At 41.7% G+C, this 17,457-nt stretch carries 24 protein-coding genes; 1 reads left to right on the top strand and 23 read right to left on the bottom strand.

Annotated features, from left to right (window positions below; all coding sequences use genetic code 11):
• Positions 1 to 2: 2 nt before the first annotated feature.
• The 22 genes from rplN to mnmA all read right to left on the bottom strand — a co-directional run bounded on the left by rplN (position 3) and on the right by mnmA (position 15,505).
• Entirely contained in the window at positions 3 to 371 is a 369-nt protein-coding gene (gene rplN / locus NML75_RS07260) for a 50S ribosomal protein L14 (protein ID WP_002928796.1), read from the bottom strand.
• A 25-nt stretch (positions 372 to 396) separates the two neighbouring features.
• Positions 397 to 657, bottom strand: coding sequence for a 30S ribosomal protein S17 (gene rpsQ / locus NML75_RS07255; RefSeq protein ID WP_000440801.1), 261 nt, complete (start codon positions 655 to 657; stop codon positions 397 to 399).
• Between the two features lie 24 nt (positions 658 to 681).
• Positions 682 to 888 carry a 50S ribosomal protein L29 gene (rpmC, locus tag NML75_RS07250; RefSeq protein WP_000772918.1) on the bottom strand — a complete coding sequence of 69 codons (207 nt, stop codon included), beginning with the start codon at positions 886 to 888 and terminating at the stop codon, positions 682 to 684.
• A gap of 9 nt (positions 889 to 897) precedes the next feature.
• A complete protein-coding gene (rplP, locus tag NML75_RS07245; RefSeq protein ID WP_000960948.1) occupies positions 898 to 1,311 on the bottom strand; it encodes a 50S ribosomal protein L16 in 414 nt (137 codons plus the stop codon).
• A 3-nt stretch (positions 1,312 to 1,314) separates the two neighbouring features.
• A complete protein-coding gene (gene rpsC, locus NML75_RS07240) occupies positions 1,315 to 1,968 on the bottom strand; it encodes a 30S ribosomal protein S3 (protein WP_000529936.1) in 654 nt (217 codons plus the stop codon).
• Between the two features lie 12 nt (positions 1,969 to 1,980).
• The gene (rplV, locus tag NML75_RS07235; protein ID WP_000818137.1) at positions 1,981 to 2,325 is read right to left on the bottom strand and encodes a 50S ribosomal protein L22; all 345 of its coding nucleotides are present in this window, start codon (positions 2,323 to 2,325) and stop codon (positions 1,981 to 1,983) included.
• Between the two features lie 11 nt (positions 2,326 to 2,336).
• Entirely contained in the window at positions 2,337 to 2,618 is a 282-nt protein-coding gene (rpsS, locus tag NML75_RS07230; RefSeq protein ID WP_000533766.1) for a 30S ribosomal protein S19, read from the bottom strand.
• A gap of 102 nt (positions 2,619 to 2,720) precedes the next feature.
• Positions 2,721 to 3,554: a 50S ribosomal protein L2 gene (gene rplB / locus NML75_RS07225; RefSeq protein ID WP_000512910.1), complete on the bottom strand. Its 834-nt coding sequence runs from the start codon at positions 3,552 to 3,554 to the stop codon at positions 2,721 to 2,723.
• Positions 3,555 to 3,571: 17 nt separating this feature from the next.
• Positions 3,572 to 3,868, bottom strand: a complete 297-nt coding sequence (locus NML75_RS07220; protein ID WP_070677850.1) for a 50S ribosomal protein L23 — start codon at positions 3,866 to 3,868, stop codon at positions 3,572 to 3,574.
• Positions 3,868 to 4,491, bottom strand: a complete 624-nt coding sequence (gene rplD / locus NML75_RS07215; protein WP_000024549.1) for a 50S ribosomal protein L4 — start codon at positions 4,489 to 4,491, stop codon at positions 3,868 to 3,870. Before rplD ends, NML75_RS07220 begins: the two co-directional genes overlap by 1 nt.
• Before the next feature lie 24 nt (positions 4,492 to 4,515).
• On the bottom strand, positions 4,516 to 5,142 hold the full coding sequence (rplC, locus tag NML75_RS07210; RefSeq protein WP_004251088.1) for a 50S ribosomal protein L3: 627 nt from the start codon (positions 5,140 to 5,142) through the stop codon (positions 4,516 to 4,518).
• 82 nt (positions 5,143 to 5,224) lie between these two features.
• Positions 5,225 to 5,533 carry a 30S ribosomal protein S10 gene (rpsJ, locus tag NML75_RS07205; protein WP_001284511.1) on the bottom strand — a complete coding sequence of 103 codons (309 nt, stop codon included), beginning with the start codon at positions 5,531 to 5,533 and terminating at the stop codon, positions 5,225 to 5,227.
• 265 nt (positions 5,534 to 5,798) lie between these two features.
• A complete protein-coding gene (locus NML75_RS07200) occupies positions 5,799 to 6,422 on the bottom strand; it encodes a uridine kinase family protein (protein ID WP_004251086.1) in 624 nt (207 codons plus the stop codon).
• Positions 6,419 to 7,015: an anaerobic ribonucleoside-triphosphate reductase activating protein gene (gene nrdG, locus NML75_RS07195; protein WP_004251085.1), complete on the bottom strand. Its 597-nt coding sequence runs from the start codon at positions 7,013 to 7,015 to the stop codon at positions 6,419 to 6,421. Before nrdG ends, NML75_RS07200 begins: the two co-directional genes overlap by 4 nt.
• A 4-nt stretch (positions 7,016 to 7,019) precedes the next feature.
• Entirely contained in the window at positions 7,020 to 7,520 is a 501-nt protein-coding gene (locus NML75_RS07190; protein ID WP_254804319.1) for a GNAT family N-acetyltransferase, read from the bottom strand.
• 38 nt (positions 7,521 to 7,558) lie between these two features.
• Positions 7,559 to 7,699, bottom strand: a complete 141-nt coding sequence (locus NML75_RS07185; RefSeq protein ID WP_006149022.1) for a hypothetical protein — start codon at positions 7,697 to 7,699, stop codon at positions 7,559 to 7,561.
• A gap of 11 nt (positions 7,700 to 7,710) precedes the next feature.
• Positions 7,711 to 9,918 carry an anaerobic ribonucleoside-triphosphate reductase gene (gene nrdD, locus NML75_RS07180; protein ID WP_254804321.1) on the bottom strand — a complete coding sequence of 736 codons (2,208 nt, stop codon included), beginning with the start codon at positions 9,916 to 9,918 and terminating at the stop codon, positions 7,711 to 7,713.
• Positions 9,919 to 10,043: 125 nt separating this feature from the next.
• The gene (locus NML75_RS07175) at positions 10,044 to 11,597 is read right to left on the bottom strand and encodes a damage-inducible protein CinA (protein WP_254804318.1); all 1,554 of its coding nucleotides are present in this window, start codon (positions 11,595 to 11,597) and stop codon (positions 10,044 to 10,046) included.
• Between the two features lie 44 nt (positions 11,598 to 11,641).
• Positions 11,642 to 11,776 carry a hypothetical protein gene (locus NML75_RS08820; protein WP_024054483.1) on the bottom strand — a complete coding sequence of 45 codons (135 nt, stop codon included), beginning with the start codon at positions 11,774 to 11,776 and terminating at the stop codon, positions 11,642 to 11,644.
• An 87-nt stretch (positions 11,777 to 11,863) separates the two neighbouring features.
• Positions 11,864 to 13,780, bottom strand: a complete 1,917-nt coding sequence (mnmG, locus tag NML75_RS07170; RefSeq protein WP_070677842.1) for a tRNA uridine-5-carboxymethylaminomethyl(34) synthesis enzyme MnmG — start codon at positions 13,778 to 13,780, stop codon at positions 11,864 to 11,866.
• A gap of 8 nt (positions 13,781 to 13,788) precedes the next feature.
• Entirely contained in the window at positions 13,789 to 14,244 is a 456-nt protein-coding gene (locus NML75_RS07165) for an NUDIX hydrolase (protein ID WP_070677840.1), read from the bottom strand.
• Positions 14,245 to 14,383: 139 nt separating this feature from the next.
• Positions 14,384 to 15,505 (bottom strand): tRNA 2-thiouridine(34) synthase MnmA, encoded by a 1,122-nt coding sequence (mnmA, locus tag NML75_RS07160; protein WP_070677838.1) that lies wholly within the window; start codon positions 15,503 to 15,505, stop codon positions 14,384 to 14,386.
• Between the two features lie 304 nt (positions 15,506 to 15,809).
• On the opposite strand from mnmA, the gene NML75_RS07155 reads away from it, so the two are divergent.
• On the top strand, positions 15,810 to 16,601 hold the full coding sequence (locus NML75_RS07155) for a hypothetical protein (protein ID WP_070677872.1): 792 nt from the start codon (positions 15,810 to 15,812) through the stop codon (positions 16,599 to 16,601).
• A 159-nt stretch (positions 16,602 to 16,760) separates the two neighbouring features.
• On the opposite strand, the gene NML75_RS07150 is transcribed toward NML75_RS07155, so the two are convergent.
• Complete coding sequence (locus NML75_RS07150; RefSeq protein WP_049494420.1) at positions 16,761 to 17,405, bottom strand: LysM peptidoglycan-binding domain-containing protein; 645 nt, start codon at positions 17,403 to 17,405, stop codon at positions 16,761 to 16,763.
• Between the last annotated feature and the right edge of the window lie 52 nt (positions 17,406 to 17,457).

Here is a 17,457-nt window from a genome sequence, read left to right as displayed (position 1 = left end):
GATTAAAGTACTTCTGGAGCAAGTGACACGATCTTCATGAAGCCACCTTCACGCAATTCACGTGCAACTGGGCCAAAGATACGTGTTCCGCGAGGAGTTTTGTCGTCACGGATGATAACTGCTGCGTTTTCGTCAAATTTGATGTATGAACCATCAGCACGACGAGCACCTGATTTAGTACGAACGATAACTGCTTTAACAACGTCACCTTTTTTAACCGCACCACCAGGAGTAGCTTGTTTTACAGATGCCACAATAACATCACCGATGTTTGCAAATTTACGTCCTGAACCACCAAGAACTTTGATAGTCAAGATTTCGCGAGCACCGCTGTTGTCTGCGACTTTCAAACGAGTTTCTGTTTGAATCATTTCAGTTTTCTCCTTTCAGGTTTGATTAGATGATGACCGCTTCTTCAACAACTTCTACAAGACGGAAACGTTTTGTAGCTGAAAGCGGACGAGTTTCCATGATACGTACGATATCGCCTTCTTTGGCAACATTGTTTTCATCATGTGCTTTGTATTTTTTAGAGTAGTTAATACGTTTACCATAGACTGGGTGGTTACGTTTTGTTTCAACTACAACTGTGATTGTCTTGTCCATTTTGTCAGATACAACACGTCCAACAAGAACTTTACGATTATTGCGTTCCATTGAAATTTCTCCTTCCCTAGTCTATTATTTCGCTTCAGATTGAACTGTTTTAATACGAGCGATTTGTTTTTTAACTTCTTTCAAGCGAGCTGTTTGTTCTAATTGACCAGTAGCAGCTTGGAAACGAAGTTCGAACAATTCTTTTTTCAATTCGTTTTCGCGCTTCGCGAGTTCTTCTTGAGAAAGACCACGAAGTTCTTTAACAAATTCTTTTACTTCATTAAGTTTCATGCCTTCTCCTTATTCTGCTTCACGTTTTACGAATTTACATTTAACTGGCAATTTGTGGCTTGCAAGACGAAGCGCTTCGCGAGCGATCTCTTCAGATACACCAGCAACTTCAAACATTACTTTACCACGTTTAACTGGTGCTACCCAACCTTCAGGTGCCCCTTTACCAGATCCCATACGAACCCCGATAGCTTTAGCTGTGTAAGATTTGTGTGGGAAGATTTTAATCCAAACTTTACCACCACGTTTCATGTAACGAGTCATGGCGATACGAGCAGCTTCGATTTGGCGGTTAGTGATCCAGTGGCTAGTTGTAGCTTGAAGACCGTATTCACCGAATGCTACTTCTTTCCCACCTTTAGCTTCACCGCGCATTTTACCACGGAATTCACGACGGTGTTTAACACGTTTAGGTACTAACATTGGTTATTTACCTCCTTTAGTGTTTTTACGAGCTGGAAGAACTTCACCACGGTAGATCCATACTTTAACACCAAGTTTACCGTATGTAGTATCTGCTTCTTCCCAAGCGTAATCGATATCTGCGCGAAGTGTGTGAAGTGGAACTGTTCCTTCAGAGTATCCTTCAGCACGGGCAATATCTGCACCGTTCAAACGACCTGATACTTGAGTTTTAATTCCTTTAGCTCCAGCACGCATAGCACGTTGGATTGCTTGTTTTTGTGCACGACGGAAAGCAACACGTTGCTCCAATTGACGAGCAATTCCTTCACCAACAAGGTGAGCATCCAAATCAGGTTGTTTGATTTCGATGATGTTGATGTGTACTTGTTTTCCAGTCAATTTGTTAAGTTTTGCACGGAGTGCATCAACGTTAGCACCACCTTTACCGATAACCATACCTGGTTTAGCAGTGTGAAGTGAAACGTTAACTTTGTTTACTGCGCGTTCGATTTCAATAGTTGAAACTGCTGCGTCAGCAAGTTCTTTTTGAACGAATTTACGGATTGCAAGATCTTCATGAAGGTAATCCGCGTATTCTTTTTCAGCATACCATTTGGCATCCCAATCACGGATGATGCCGACACGCATACCAATTGGATGTACTTTTTGACCCACGATTTTACCTCCTTATTTTTCTGCAACAGCTACAGTGATGTGAGCTGTACGTTTGTTGATTGGTGAAGCTGAACCCTTCGCACGTGGACGGAAACGTTTCATAGTTGGTCCTTCGTTTGCGAATGCTTCAGATACTACCAAGTTAGCTTTATCCAAACCAAAGTTGTTTTCAGCGTTAGCTACAGCTGAGTTCAAAACTTTCAAGATGATTTCAGCAGCTTTGTTTGGAGTGAATGTCAAAATTGCGATTGCATCGGCTACACTTTTACCACGGATGTTGTCAAGAACAAGACGTGATTTACGAGGTGAAACACGTACTGTGCGAGCCATTGCTTTAGCTGAAGTAATTTCTGCCATTTATGTTCTCCTTATTTTCTACGTGTCTTCTTGTCGTCTGCGGCGTGACCTTTGTAAGTACGAGTTGGTGCAAATTCACCAAGCTTGTGACCTACCATGTCTTCTTGGATGTAAACAGGTACGTGTTTACGTCCATCATAAACTGCGATAGTGTAACCAATGAAACTTGGGAAGATCGTTGAACGACGTGACCAAGTTTTGATAACTTTTTTCTTTTCGTCGTTAGCTTGAGCTTCAACTTTTTTCATCAAATGCTCATCGACGAAAGGTCCTTTTTTAAGACTGCGTCCCATTTTTATATTTTCTCCTTTAAATATAGTACCACAGCGGCTTGCGCTCTCAACGAGCGCTACCGAGCTGGCGGATTATCTAGCGCTTAAGCGACTAATTTTAAATTATTTCTCGTTGCGACGACGAACGATAAGTTTGTCAGATTTCGCTTTCTTGTTACGAGTTTTAAGACCAAGAGCAGGTTTGCCCCATGGAGTTGATGGTGCTTTACGACCAACTGGTGCTTTACCTTCACCACCACCGTGTGGGTGATCGTTAGGGTTCATTACAGAACCACGAACTGTTGGGCGGATACCTTTCCAACGGCTACGTCCTGCTTTACCAAGGTTTACAAGTCCATGTTGTTCGTTTCCGACAACACCAACTGTTGCACGACAAGTTCCAAGAATCATACGAACTTCACCTGATTGAAGACGAACAAGAACGTACTTACCTTCTTGACCCAATACTTGAGCAGAAGCTCCAGCAGCACGTACCAATTCTCCACCACGACCTGGTTTCAATTCGATGTTGTGGATCAAAGTACCAACTGGGATGTTAGCAAGTGGAAGAGCGTTTCCGACTTTGATATCTGCTTCTGGACCTGAAACGATACGTTGACCTACTTCAAGACCTTTTGGAGCGATGATGTATGCTTTCACACCGTCAGTGTAGTGTACAAGAGCGATGTTTGCAGAACGGTTTGGATCGTACTCGATAGTTTTAACAACTGCTTCAACGTTGTCTTTGTTACGTTTAAAGTCAACCAAACGGTAGAAACGTTTGTGTCCACCACCTTGGTGACGAACTGTGATACGACCGTTGTTGTTACGACCAGCCTTGCTCTTCAATGCAACAAGCAATGATTTTTCAGGAGTGCTTGTTGTGATTTCAGCGAAATCCAAAGAAGTCATATTACGGCGACCGTTTGTTGTTGGTTTATAAACACGAATTCCCACGATATTTCCTCCTTAGATTATTCAGCATCAGCTGCAAACAACTCGATTGCTTTTGAATCAGCTGTAAGAGTGATGATAGCTTTTTTAGTTTTGTTAGTAAAACCAGTGTAACGTCCAACACGTTTAGCTTTAGGCTTTACGTTGATTGTGTTAACATTTGCAACTTTAACACCTTCGAAAGCAGCTTCAACAGCTTGCTTGATCAAAAGTTTGTGTGCACGAGTGTCAACTTCAAATACATATTTCCCTGCTTCAAGTTGAGCCATTGAGCTTTCAGTGATAACAGGTTTTTTGATAACATCATACAAATTCATTATGCAAGAACCTCCTCGATTTTAGAGATAGCTGCTTGAGTAACAAGAAGTTTGTCACTATTTGCGATGTCAAGAACACTTGCAGTTGTAGCAGTCGCAACTTTCACGTTTGGAAGGTTACGAGCTGAGAGAGCTGCGAATTCGTTTCCTTCTTCAAGAATAACAAGGACTTTAGAATCGATGCTCAAAGCTGCAAGAACTTTTGCAAATTCAGCAGTTTTTGGAGCTGTAAATTCAAGAGAATCAACGGCTACAAATTTGTTTTCAGCAACTTTCTCTGAGTAAACAGATTTAAGCGCAAGGCGACGAACTTTTTGAGGAAGTTTGTACGCATAGCTACGTGGAGTTGGTCCGAAGACGATTCCACCACCACGCCATTGTGGAGAGCGGATAGAACCTTGACGAGCACGTCCAGTTCCTTTTTGACGCCATGGTTTGCGTCCGCCACCTGAAACAGCTGAGCGGTTTTTAACTGCGTGAGTTCCTTGACGAAGGCTAGCACGTTGGCTGATGATCACATCAAACACAACAGATTGGTTTGGTTCGATACCAAAGATTGCATCGTTAAGAACAACTTCGCCCGCTTGTTTACCAGTTTGGTCGAATAATGTTACATTTGCCATTTTGACTGTATTCCCCTTTCCTTATTATTTACCAGCTTTAACTGCTGACTTGATAGTGATAAGAGATTTCTTAGCACCTGGTACGTTACCTTTGATAAGGATAACGTTCTTTTCTGGAACAACTTGTACAACTTCAAGGTTTTGAATTGTTACGCGGTCGCCACCCATACGTCCTGCAAGGTTTTTACCTTTGAATACGCGGTTAGGTGCAACAGGTCCCATAGAACCTGGACGACGGTGGTAACGAGAACCGTGAGCCATAGGTCCACGTGATTGTCCGTGGCGTTTGATAACACCTTGGAAACCTTTACCTTTAGATGTACCAGTTACATCAACAATGTCTCCAGCTGCGAAAGTTTCAACTGTGATTTCAGCACCAACTTCCAAGCCTTCAACGTTTTTGAATTCACGAATGAAGCGCTTAGGAGCCGTGTTAGCTTTTGCTACATGTCCTTTAGCAGGTTTGTTGCTCAATACTTCGCGTTTGTCATCGAAACCAACTTGGATAGCGTTGTAACCATCTGTTTCAACAGTTTTAACTTGAAGAACAACGTTTGGAGTTGCTTCGATAACTGTTACAGGGATCAATTCGCCAGCTTCAGTGAAGATTTGAGTCATTCCCACTTTTTTCCCTAAGATTCCTTTTGTCATGAGAAAATAGTTCCTTTTCTATATTTTTTATTCAAAAAGTTTTTAACGAGCGTTTTTTATGCTCAAGGTTTCAAACTTTAGATTAAAGTTTGATTTCTACGTTTACACCACTTGGAAGATCCAATTTCATCAAAGCGTCAACTGTTTTTTGAGTTGGGTTGATGATATCGATCAAACGTTTGTGTGTACGCATTTCGAATTGTTCGCGAGAGTCTTTATATTTGTGAGTCGCACGAATAATTGTGTAGAGGCTACGTTCAGTTGGAAGTGGGATTGGACCTGCAACTTCTGCACCTGTGCGAGTAGCTGATTCTACGATTTTAGCAGCCGCTGTGTCAAGCGTACGGTGTTCGTAAGCTTTCAAACGGATACGGATTTTTTTGTTTGCCATCTTTTTCTCCTTTTCGTCTATTTAAGATAATAGGCTAGCTCCACAAGAAAACCGACGCGCGTTGCGTGGCAATGCAACCGAGCGTGTCGCAACCTCTTGCATCAAAGCTAAGGCTGTAATTTACAGCACCATAATAGAATAACACAAAGCCCCTGCGATTGCAAGGGATTTGACAGGATTTTTTTAATTTTTCGAATGAAACTGTTTTCTTATCGCTCCTTATCTCAAATAAGCATAAATGAAGAGCGAATTTTTATTTTTTCTTCTATATAATATTCGTTTTGATCTGAAATTTATCATTTGATTGATTTATCAAGATATCCGCTTTTGACTCGGTTTCTTTATAGTATTGCAGATACTGTTCTCGTCTCATTTGCTGACTAGCCAATATAAAGGACGCATCGCGATTTCTCACAGTCGTATCTCGAGCTAGACGCCTCTTTAATTCTGTCTCTTCATTCGTGTAGAAACAGACAGTTTTGTCAAAGAGTTCCTTGGGTAGAAAACCCACAGACATCCCTTCGACTATCAGAATTGGTTTAGAACCAGACAAGATTTCACTAGCTTTCCAAGGTTCTTCGATTGTCAAGACATCCATACCCGCCTGCAGGGCGAGAATATCTCTCTGCAAACTTGCCAGTTCATGCGCCACTGGCAGACAGGCTGTCACCTTTTGATCAGGTGCTTGCTTTGGTACTACCAGGTGACGTTCTGAGGTGATATAGGGATCTGTTTCTAGCAAATTTACTGTAGTAGAATCTAGGGCTTGATACAATTCCTGAGCGAAGGTTGATTTCCCTGAAGCCCCATGACCGTAAATACCCAGCGTTTTTACTTTTCCGGACTCTATTTCTGATACTAGTCTTTCTATTAAGTCTTTTTTCTTCATTCTCTCTTCACCTGTTCATAGCTTTGCTTCCCATCATTAAGCTTGTCCCAAATAACTACTTTTCCACTTTGCATAGATTTTTGTACATCGATAATTCGTTGATTGGAAGAGCCACGGAATTGAAGCATGAGATTACGCTTGCTTTTATCATACCGTCCATCAACCAAGATATCAATCATTGACAAGAGCTCCAGTTTATCAGGTGTCTCCAACATCATCTCTTCCCATGTGTATCCCGTCCAAGACCAGATATCTTTTTCTGGCAATTCTTTCCGGATACGTTTCACGAGCGGCAAGAGGATTCCTGTATTTAGGAAGGGTTCTCCTCCTAATAAAGTCAAGCCTTGAACATAGGGTTGGGCTAGGTCTACTATGATTTGCTCTTCCAACTCTGGGGTATAAGGTATGCCTGCATTAAAGGACCAGGTCGCAACATTATAACAGCCCTCACAGTGAAACATGCAACCTGCTACATAGAGAGAATTGCGCACCCCCTCTCCATCGACAAAGTTAAAAGCCTTATAGTCAATGATGCGCCCCTGACTGAGCTCTTCACTCTTCCACTCACCAGGCTTTGGTGTATTCCATGTCATCCTTCTACTCCAACTCTATCCAATAGCGCTCCGTCCCGTTTCGAACATCCTCCAACTCTCCACCATTAGCTAAGATAACAGCTCGGCTTGCTGGATTTTCTGTGCTACAAGTCACTAAAGCTCGTTTGATATTCTTTCCCTTAGCAATTTGTAGACCTTGTCGGAGGGACTCTTTGGCGTAGCCCTTACCTCTTTCAGACGGTCGGATGGAATAACCAATATGGCCAGCATAATTCAGCAACCCCTCATTTAGTCTCAGCCGTAGATTCAAAAAACCTAAAGCATGGCCTGATTTATCAAACAATACGAACTGAATTGATGGAACACGATTTTCCGGCAATCCTATTCCCATTTCTTTATTATGGTTAGTTTCTAGCCACTCCTCATAATCAAAGTTCTCAGTATCCCAAAATCCTCCATCGTGGGCTGATCGGCTCTTTTCAAACTCTGCCATCATGTTTAATACAGCTTCTTTATCTGCCAATGTCGGTCTGCGTAATTCCATATTCCCCTCCCTGCTATAAGAAAAGCGAGAGGCAACTCTCACTTTTTCTTGTTTTTGTTTAAAAACTGTTCTCTAAGGCTAGCCACTCGGTCTTTTTTGCTGCTTCCACCTTTCGAATGCTTTTCGTGGAATCGTTGGACCAAGGCCTTGCCTTTATCATCTAATTGATATTTTCCCATGCTATCTCTCTCTAATTTCTTACTTCATGTCCTGCTGTTTTGATAGTAGAACCGTTCATGTGTTTGACACGCGCAGCAATTTCCTTGTGGCGTCCATTAACCATCGGACGAGCTTGTGGATTTCCTAAATAACCACAGGTCCGTTTAACCACGTCTACTGTTTTAGGATCATTATTTCCACAGTTAGGACAAGCAAAGCCTCTCTCAGTAGGTTCAAAATCTCCTTCAAAATCACACTTGTAGCAACGGTCAATCGGAGTATTGGTTCCGAGATAACCTACACGGTCATAAGCATAATCCCACACAGCTTCTAAAGCCTTTGGATTTTGTTGAAGAACTGGATACTCACAGTAATGGATAAAGCCACCTGATGCACCAGCTTCTGGGTAGACCTTCTCAAAGTCCAATTTTTCAAAAGGTGTTGGATTTTTGCGGACATCATAATGGAAGGAATTTGTATAGTATTCTTTATCTGTAATATCCGGAATAGATCCAAATTTCTCCGTATCCAAGCGACAGAAGCGGTCTGTCAAACTTTCAGACGGCGTTGAATAGACAGAGAAATGGTAACCATATTGGTCAGACCATTCTTCTACTCGACGTTTCATATCGCGAATAATATCAAGGGTGAACTCTTTGGCTTCTGGATTATTTTCCCAATGATTACCAAAGAAGACTGTCGCTACCTCGTATAAGCCAATATAGCCCAGGGAAATAGTTGCACGACGATTCTTAAAGAGTTGGTCTACACTTTCTTCTTTTCCAAGACGTCGACCGAAGGCTCCATATTGATAAAGAATTGGTGCATTAGCTGGAGTGGCTTCCTTGGTTCTTTCCACACGGTAAACCAAGGCATCTTCCGCGATATTCATGCGCTCATTGAAGATTTCCCAGAACTTGTTCAGGTCGCCTTCAGACTCAAGAGCGATACGAGGAAGATTGACTGTCACAACTCCTAGGTTCATACGGCCCGAATTGACCTCTACTCCATTTTCATCCTTCCATCCTTGAAGGAATGAACGGCATCCCATCGGAACCTTGAAAGAACCAGTCAACTCGACAATCTTATCATAAGACAAGACATCCGGGTACATGCGCTTAGTTGCACACTCAAGAGCCAACTGCTTGATGTCGTAGTTAGGAGAGCCTTCCTCTAAGTTAAGACCTCTTTTAAGAGTAAAGATGAGTTTAGGGAAAATGGCTGTACGGTGTTCTGAACCAAGCCCCTTGATACGAATATTCAGGATTGCCTTTTGAATTTCACGTTCAAAACGACTGGTTCCTAGACCGAAACCAAGAGAGGTAAATGGCGTTTGCCCATTTGATGTAAAGAGGGTATTAATCTCGTACTCTAGAGATTGCATGGCATCGTAGATGTCTTTTTGGGTTTTCTTCCAGGCATATTCTTGGCACTTGTCAGGCAAAACCCATTCCTCCGCATCCTTGAGGTGTTTTTGGTAATTTTTCTCTGCATAAGGAGCCAAAACTTCATCAATACGGTCTGCTGAACAGCCTCCATACTGACTTGATGCAACGTTTGCGATGATTTGTGAAATCTGTGCTGTCGCAGTTTGGATAGACTTGGGACTCTCTACCTCAGCATTCCCAATCTTAAAACCATTTTCCAACATACCCTTGAAATCAATCAAACAGCAGTTGGTCATAGGGGTATAGGGACTGTAGTCCAAATCATGATAGTGGATATCCCCTTTTTGATGGGCATTAGCCACATGTTTAGGAAGCATTTGAAGTCCGATGGATTTCCCAACAATCCCTGCCGTCAAATCACGCTGGGTATTAAAAACATCACTATCCTTATTGGCATTTTCATTGACAACTGCCTGATCTTTATTGAGAAGTTTATGAATACTAAAGTTGATATCTGTCGCTTTTGAGCGCTCAAAATCCCTTTGAGTTCGATAGGTGATATACTCCTCGGCCAAGGCGTATTCTTTAGCTTCCAACAATTCGTGTTCTACGATATTTTGGATTTCATAGATTTTTACACCTTGTGGGAAACGGCTATGAATTTCTTCAACGATACGTTCAACTAGGGTACTAAGTCGCTTTTCGACCAAAGGGGTTACATCCATAACTTTTTCAGCAGCCTTATGAAGCGCTTTGTCAATCTTGTCTACATCAAAAATTACACGTCTGCCGTCACGTTTTTCGACGAATAAAGTCGGATCAGGGACAGCCTTCTCTTCCAATACAATCATATCCATACCCTTTTCTTAAATATAATATTGATTCTAAAAAGTATTATATCACTAAAAAAATAAAAATCAATATCTTGTGCCAAAAAATAAAATTTTTTTAAAATTACACAAGATATTGATAGTTTTTATTTTAATTTGTAGAGTTTAAAATCTTTGAATTCACTTTGAACCGCTTGATAATTTTCAGCTAAGAGCTGCTCAACTTCTGTCCATAGACTTGTTTTTGTATTCACTACAATCATCTTTGGTTGATTATCTCTCAGATCATTAACAAGCTTGGTACGATTTTCACCAAGTCCTGTATGCAATCTAGGCGAAAGCAACTGACTCGCAGCTAAACGTTCACTAGCCTTATAACTACTTGTCAGATTATCCCAAACATAGATACGATCTGTAGCTTGAGTTTCCCCTTTGACCTTGGTTTCGATGGCTGTACGTTCTTGATATAGTTCTGCATGAAGTAAATATCGTGATACTAGAGGGGCTGAAAATAGATAAACGAGAGCCAAAATTGGTAGATAGGCATTTCCTTTTACAAAAGCTCCCCATACCGAAGTTTCTTCTCTAGATCGTCTACGGCGATTCGCTCCTTCCGCTTTCTCTGTTGGAATTCGTGTCAGCAAAAGAAGCGATAAGAAAGGAAGGAACTCAATCATACGACTACCATTGATAAGATCCGTAGAAAAAATTTCTAAAACTAATACCAAAATGACAGCTATTGAAGCAGTGATTGATAAGACTGATTGCTTCAATGGTTTATATTTGAAGAGACCTGTCAATGCTAGCGTCAATGCTCCAAGAGCAATTGCTAACAATCCATAAAAGAGGATATTGTCGAGTAATCCCGAGTTAGACGTAAAGTTTAAACTATCTAATGGATAAAGGATTTGACTAATCGCATTTCCAAAGCTACCTTTATAAGCTGTATAATATCCGATTGGATAAAAGAGAATTGAAAAACCAAAGCCCGCTGCAAAAAATTGGTAGACACCATGAGCCAAATTTTTGCGACCAACATTAAAAGCTGTTACAGCAAAAAACAAGACAAAGGCGTACAAAGTTGTAACCAAAGGTGCAAAGAAAAATGCTAGAGCTAAGCTAGCTCCAATACGGATAAATCCTTTGTCAAGACTTGGTTCTGCCAAATAAGCTGTTACTAAACTCAAGGAATAGAACAAGAATGGGAGTGCAAGAATAGCTGCATAGCCCCCACCAAAACTAAGAGCACTAGCCAGGACATAAAAGACTGTCAATACTTGTTGCGATTGCTTATTTTGTTCCGTCAGATTGTAAGCCGAACGGAAAAGAAAGAATCCGGCACCTACTAAAGCCAACCAATTAAAGACGGCAAATAAAATACTGCCCTTTGTTAAATACTGTAAAAAGTAATAAAGGAGACCACTAGTTCCAAAATAATCTGTGTAGATATCTCCGCTCTGATGCATAGCCCATCCAATATAAAAATCCTGAGATTGCTCCGGACTTATTAACCCTAAGAAGAAGGGTAAAATTACGGACACAAGGACCACTAGAGTACTCAAAATGAGGATATTCAAAAATGGTAAGCGGGCAGGCTGACGAGTTTCAACCTCGAGTTGCTCCTCATTTTCTACTGGAGCATCCTGACTTCCCATCCAAGTTGGAGTTGGTTCGTCTTCTAATCTGCCATATACGTTCATTCGCTCTCTCCTATATTTTAATTTGTTCTAGTATATCAAAAAGTCTAGTTCTTGTCAGCCTTTGGCGGACGTTCGCTCAACTTTTCAGACAAGGTAACAAAGCGTTCAATCTCATAAAAACGATGATATGAAACTCTTTTATAGCGGTCTAAAAAATTTTTTTCTTCTACTGTCAGCATAGTCATTTCTCCTTTTCTCTTAATTCGAAAAATGAAGAAAAAACTAAAAAAACTGAATTCTCAAAATGAGAATTCAGCTTTTTATTTTTAGTCAGCTTTCTTTTCTAAGTTTTTAGAAATGCTTCGATTTTTACCTTCTAAATACACCATAAGAATGGAAATATCTGCTGGGTTTACACCTGAAATACGGCTAGCTTGCCCGATAGTTTCTGGATTGATGAGCTTGAACTTCTGACGAGCTTCAGTCGCGATAGAGTCAATATCATCCCAGTCAATATTCGCTGGAATCCGTTTTTCTTCCATGCGTTTCATCTTGGCAACCTGATCCATGGCTTTTGAAATGTAGCCTTCGTACTTGATTTCTGTTTCAATCAATTCGATAATCTTGTCATCTAACTCTTCAGAAGCAGGTCCGATGAAGGCTACCACATCTTGGTAAGAAACTTCTGGACGGCGAAGGAATTCCTTGGCTGTCACTGCATCGGTCAACGGCTTGAAGCCCATCTCCTCAACCTTGGCATTGGTTTCCTTGACTGGCTTGAGTTTGATGCTGTCTAGGCGCTTCATCTCATTTTCAAATTGATTTTTCTTGATTTCAAAACGAGCCCAACGTTCATCGTCAACAAGCCCAATCTCGCGCCCCATCTCAGTCAAACGCATATCGGCATTGTCATGACGGAGAATGAGACGGTATTCTGCACGACTGGTCAAGAGACGGTAAGGTTCAATGGTTCCCTTGGTCACCAAGTCATCAATCATAACCCCGATATAACCGTCGCTTCGTTTTAGAATTAACTCAGGCTTACCTTGGATTTTCAGCGCTGCGTTGATACCCGCGATAATCCCTTGACCAGCAGCTTCTTCATATCCAGACGTTCCATTTGTCTGACCCGCAGTGAAAAGTCCTGAGATTTTCTTGGTTTCAAGCGTTGCACGCAATTGATGAGGCAAGACCATGTCGTACTCGATAGCATAACCAGTTCGCATCATCTCTGCATTTTCCAAACCTTTGATGGAATGAACCAAGTCACGTTGGACATCCTCAGGAAGACTGGTTGAAAGTCCTTGGACATAAACTTCTTCTGTGTTTCGTCCTTCTGGCTCAAGGAAAAGCTGGTGGCGTTCCTTGTCCGCAAAACGCACAATCTTGTCCTCAATCGACGGACAGTAACGAGGTCCCACTCCCTTAACCACACCTGTAAACATAGGCGCACGATGGAGGTTGTTTTGGATAATCTCATGACTGGTACCATTGGTATAGGTCAACCAGCACGGCACTTGGTCTTTAACATAATCTTCATCGCGTGAAGTGTAAGAGAAGTGATTTGGTGTTTCATCTCCTGGCTGAATCTCTGTCACATCATAGTTGATAGAGGAAGCCTTGACACGTGGAGGCGTTCCTGTCTTGAAACGACCGATTTCAAGTCCAAGTTCCTTGAGATTGTCAGCTAGGTTAATAGAAGCTAGGCTGTGGTTTGGCCCTGATGAGTACTTGAGATCTCCGATGATGATTTCCCCACGGAGGGCTGTCCCTGTGGTCACGATAACAGCCTTGGCAGCATATTCCTGATGGGTAGCTGTACGAACACCGACAACCTTGCCTTCTTCCACCAAGATCTCATCAATCATAGTTTGACGAAGGGTTAGATTTTCTTGATTTTCAACCGTCTTGCGCATTTCCTTAGAGTAAAGTTCCTTATCAGCCTGCGCACGAAGGGCACGGACAGCTGGTCCCTTCCCAGTGTTGAGCATCTTCATCTGGATGTAACTCTTGTCAATGGTCTTAGCCATTTCGCCACCAAGGGCATCTACCTCACGCACGACAATCCCCTTGGCAGAACCACCAATAGACGGATTACAAGGCATGAAAGCCAACATTTCAATGTTGATAGTCGCAAGCAAGACCTTGCAACCCATACGGCTCGCAGCTAGGGAAGCTTCGACCCCAGCATGTCCCGCACCGATTACAATAATATCGTATTCTTCCGTAAAATTATAAGTCATTTTCTCTCCTATTCTTCAAGGTGAATGTGTCTTAGTTGGCCGTCCCAATCTGGCAGGGCTGTTTTTAAAAAGGCTGGAACTAGTTGGAAATCCTCAAGCTTTTCCAAGTCAATCCACTCACAGGGTTGCCTTTTCTCATCTTCCTGCATGGTCAATGGGGCGTCCTCAAGTAAGTCTACCAGATAATGAAACTCGATGTTGTGATAGGAAACACCGTCCTGTTCAAAACGATTTTCAACCACGAAAGCTAGTGGCCCAGCTTGAGCTTTAACACCCAGTTCTTCCCTCACTTCGCGGACTACCGCGTCTTCCGTGCTTTCATTTACTTGGATCGCACCGCCAATAGTGTAATACTTGCCCTTATCTTTGGTGACTAGGAGCTTGCGGTTTTGAAGAATCAAAGCTGTCGCCCGAACGCCAAAAACCGTATCCCCCACTTTTGTCCGAAAGTCTTGTTGAGTCATGTTGTCCTTTCCTTTAAACGACACAAAAACAGTCAAAACTCGTAAGAAGTGCAGGACAAAAAAGCCTGCAACATCCATGAGCTTTGACCATCATTTCTATTGCTTTTATTATTGTAGCAAATTGAGAACATTTGTCAATCTAAATGTACTGACAAACCTTGCCATCACGGTAAGCATTATCAATCAAACCGCCACCGAGACACTCTTCACCGTCGTAAAAGACAACTGCTTGTCCTGGTGTAATGGCGCGTTGTGGCTCCGCAAAGATGACCTCTGCCTTATCTCCTTTGACATGTACAGTCACTTTAGAGTCAGGCTGACGATAGCGGAATTTAGCCGTGCATTCTAGCGTAAATTCCTCTGGCATATCACGAGTAAAGTGAACCTGACTGGCTTCTAAGCTAGTTGACATAAGCGAATCATGGTAGAAACCTTGGCCTACATAGAGGATATTCTTGCTTAGATCTTTTCCAACAACGAACCAAGGAGCATTGTCACCGCCGTGTTGTCCACCGATACCGAGTCCGCCACGCTGACCGATCGTATAGTACATCAGACCAGCATGCTCACCCATATCGCGACCATCTACAGTCATCATTCGACCAGGTTGAGCTGGCAAGTAGTTGCTGAGAAATTCTTTAAAGTTCTTTTCTCCAATAAAGCAAATCCCTGTTGAATCTTTCTTCTTAGCAGTCGCAAGGCCTGCTTCTTCTGCTAGTCTGCGAACTTCAGGTTTTTCCAAATGTCCCAAAGGGAACATAGTCTTTTGGAGTTGTTCTTGTGAAAGTTGGCTGAGGAAATAGGTCTGATCCTTGCCATTGTCCACGCCACGAAGCATGTGAACGATGCCATCCTCATCACGCGCCACTCGGGCATAATGCCCAGTCGCTACATAGTCTGCTCCCAAGGTCATCGCATAGTCCAAAAAGGCCTTAAACTTGATTTCCTTGTTACACATAACGTCTGGATTGGGCGTGCGTCCTGCTCTGTATTCCGCTAGGAAATACTCAAAAACGCGGTCCCAGTACTCTTTTTCAAAGTTGACAGAGTAGTAAGGAATGCCAAGTTGGTCTGCTACCGCAGCCACATCCTTGTAATCTTCGGTCGCCGTACAGACGCCGTTTTCATCTGTGTCATCCCAGTTCTTCATGAAGATACCGATCACATCGTAGCCCTGCTCCTTGAGAAGAAGAGCCGTCACCGACGAATCAACACCACCACTCATCCCCACGACAACACGTGTCTTAGAGTTATCACTCATGGTATGTCTCCCATCTATTCGTTTATTCACGATTGAAGGTCGTGTTTGCTATCACGATTGAAGGTCGTTTGAGCAGTTTTCATTATAACATGCTTGATTAGAGAAGACAAGGAAGATGCTGACAAACCTAGCCACCTCATTTATAAATACATGAAGATAGGATACAAAAAAGTCAATCCATTCCTAAATCTCTATTCTCTTTAAAAACTTATTTTTAAAATCAACTAAAAATGATATACTTTAATAAGGAGGAATGCGCACATGATTCCATATATACACCATCATCCGTGTGCGTAGAACAAATGTGAACAACTACAAAGATATTCTAAAATCAAAAAATACTATTTTTATTATTACACTTATTGCAGGTATTGGACTTTTGACAGGCTTAGTCCTCCATCAAGAAAAAATCCAAGCAGAGAGAGGGAATGTTGCTCTCATCAAACAACAAAAAAATCAACAAGATGTCGAACAAGTAAAAAACGCCATTAAAGACTTCAATATTGATTCTGAAACCATTATAGAAGATTGGAAAAAAATTCAAGAATTAAAACCAACTACTGATGAAGGCAAAAAGACATTAGCAGACTTTCTCGCTTCTACTGCCGATAAAGTCACAAATCATTATAGTGAAAAAGCTTTGAAATTAGATATAAAGGATTCTGATAGCCATTTTCAAGATAAACAAACACTTGAGACAGCCATCACTTCCTTGCAAAAAATAATAGACATCATTAAAAACATTAATTCTGCCAGCGACCAAGTTGCTCTTGAAGAAAAGACAAAACCAATTCAAGAACTAATCTCTAAATTCCAAAAACAAGTTGAAACCTTGACCAAAAAAGAAGAACAAAAGTCTAACCATACTGAAACGACTAGTAACGTTCAGGGAGTAGAAAACTACAATTCAGAAGATAGCAACTACACTCCAACCTACACTGAATCATATGGAAGCATAAATAATTCTCAAGCACCTGCAACTGAGCAATACTCGTCTGATAGTGCTGGCAGTGAAGGAAATCATAGTGTTGACACACAAGGTCAACCTTCTAATTCTTCCAGTTCTCAAGTAGAGTCTAATAACCACAGTGATTAGACTGAATTTCACGAAACAAACCGTTCATCTTACTAATTCGAGTGAAAAATTCTGTAAACATCATCAGCATTAATGAATCTACCATCACTAATCTCTAAAAAATTGTCTTTCATCAAAAGGCATACAAAAAGAGCCTTTCAAGGCTCTTATTTTTATTTCTTAGTACCAACCGTTGTTAAGCCAGAAGTTCTTAGCAGCTGTCCATGAACCGTAACGTCCTGAAACGTAAGCATCTGCTACACGTTCTTGGTTTTCTGCTGAATAGTCACCGTTCAAGTATGAATCTGTCAATTGGTAACGTCCGATGTAGCGTCCGTTTGTAGCTGTGTAGCTACCACCTGATTCTTTTTGAGCAATCCATTCTTTCGCTTCTGCTTCAGATCCGCTTACAGTCGCAGCTGGTGTTGTGCTCTCTTCTGCTACTGGGGCTGGTGTTGCAGCTGCTGGGGCAGAAGTTTCTTCTACTGCTGGAGTTTCTTCTGCAGTCGCTGGGGCTGGTGTTGAAACCGGAGCTTCAGTATTTGCAGATGGTGCAGGAGTTGTCGTTGCAGGAGTCGCCGCTACTACTGGAGCTTCTCCTTCAATAACTAAAACTTGGTCAACATAGATGAGGTCAACGTTTTTAATGTTGTTCAATTTAGCCAATTTTTCAACTGTTGTGTTGTAAGTCTCAGCAATTTCTGATAGAGTATCTCCAGGTTTAACTGTATAAGTTTTTGATTCTTGTGCAAAAGTAAGTGATGGTGCAAGGAAAGCAAGTACAACTGCAAATCCTGCAAGTTTAGTCTTAATGTTTAATTTCATTTAAAAAAGTTCTCCTTTTTTCTTATACTACCATGATACCTTTCTAATGTTA

The sequence above is a fragment of the Streptococcus sp. CF4-3 genome (genome assembly GCF_024295385.1).
GTDB lineage: Bacteria > Bacillota > Bacilli > Lactobacillales > Streptococcaceae > Streptococcus > Streptococcus infantis_I.
Note: the sequence above shows the minus strand (reverse complement) of the source record. Positions and strands in the feature narration are given on the sequence as shown.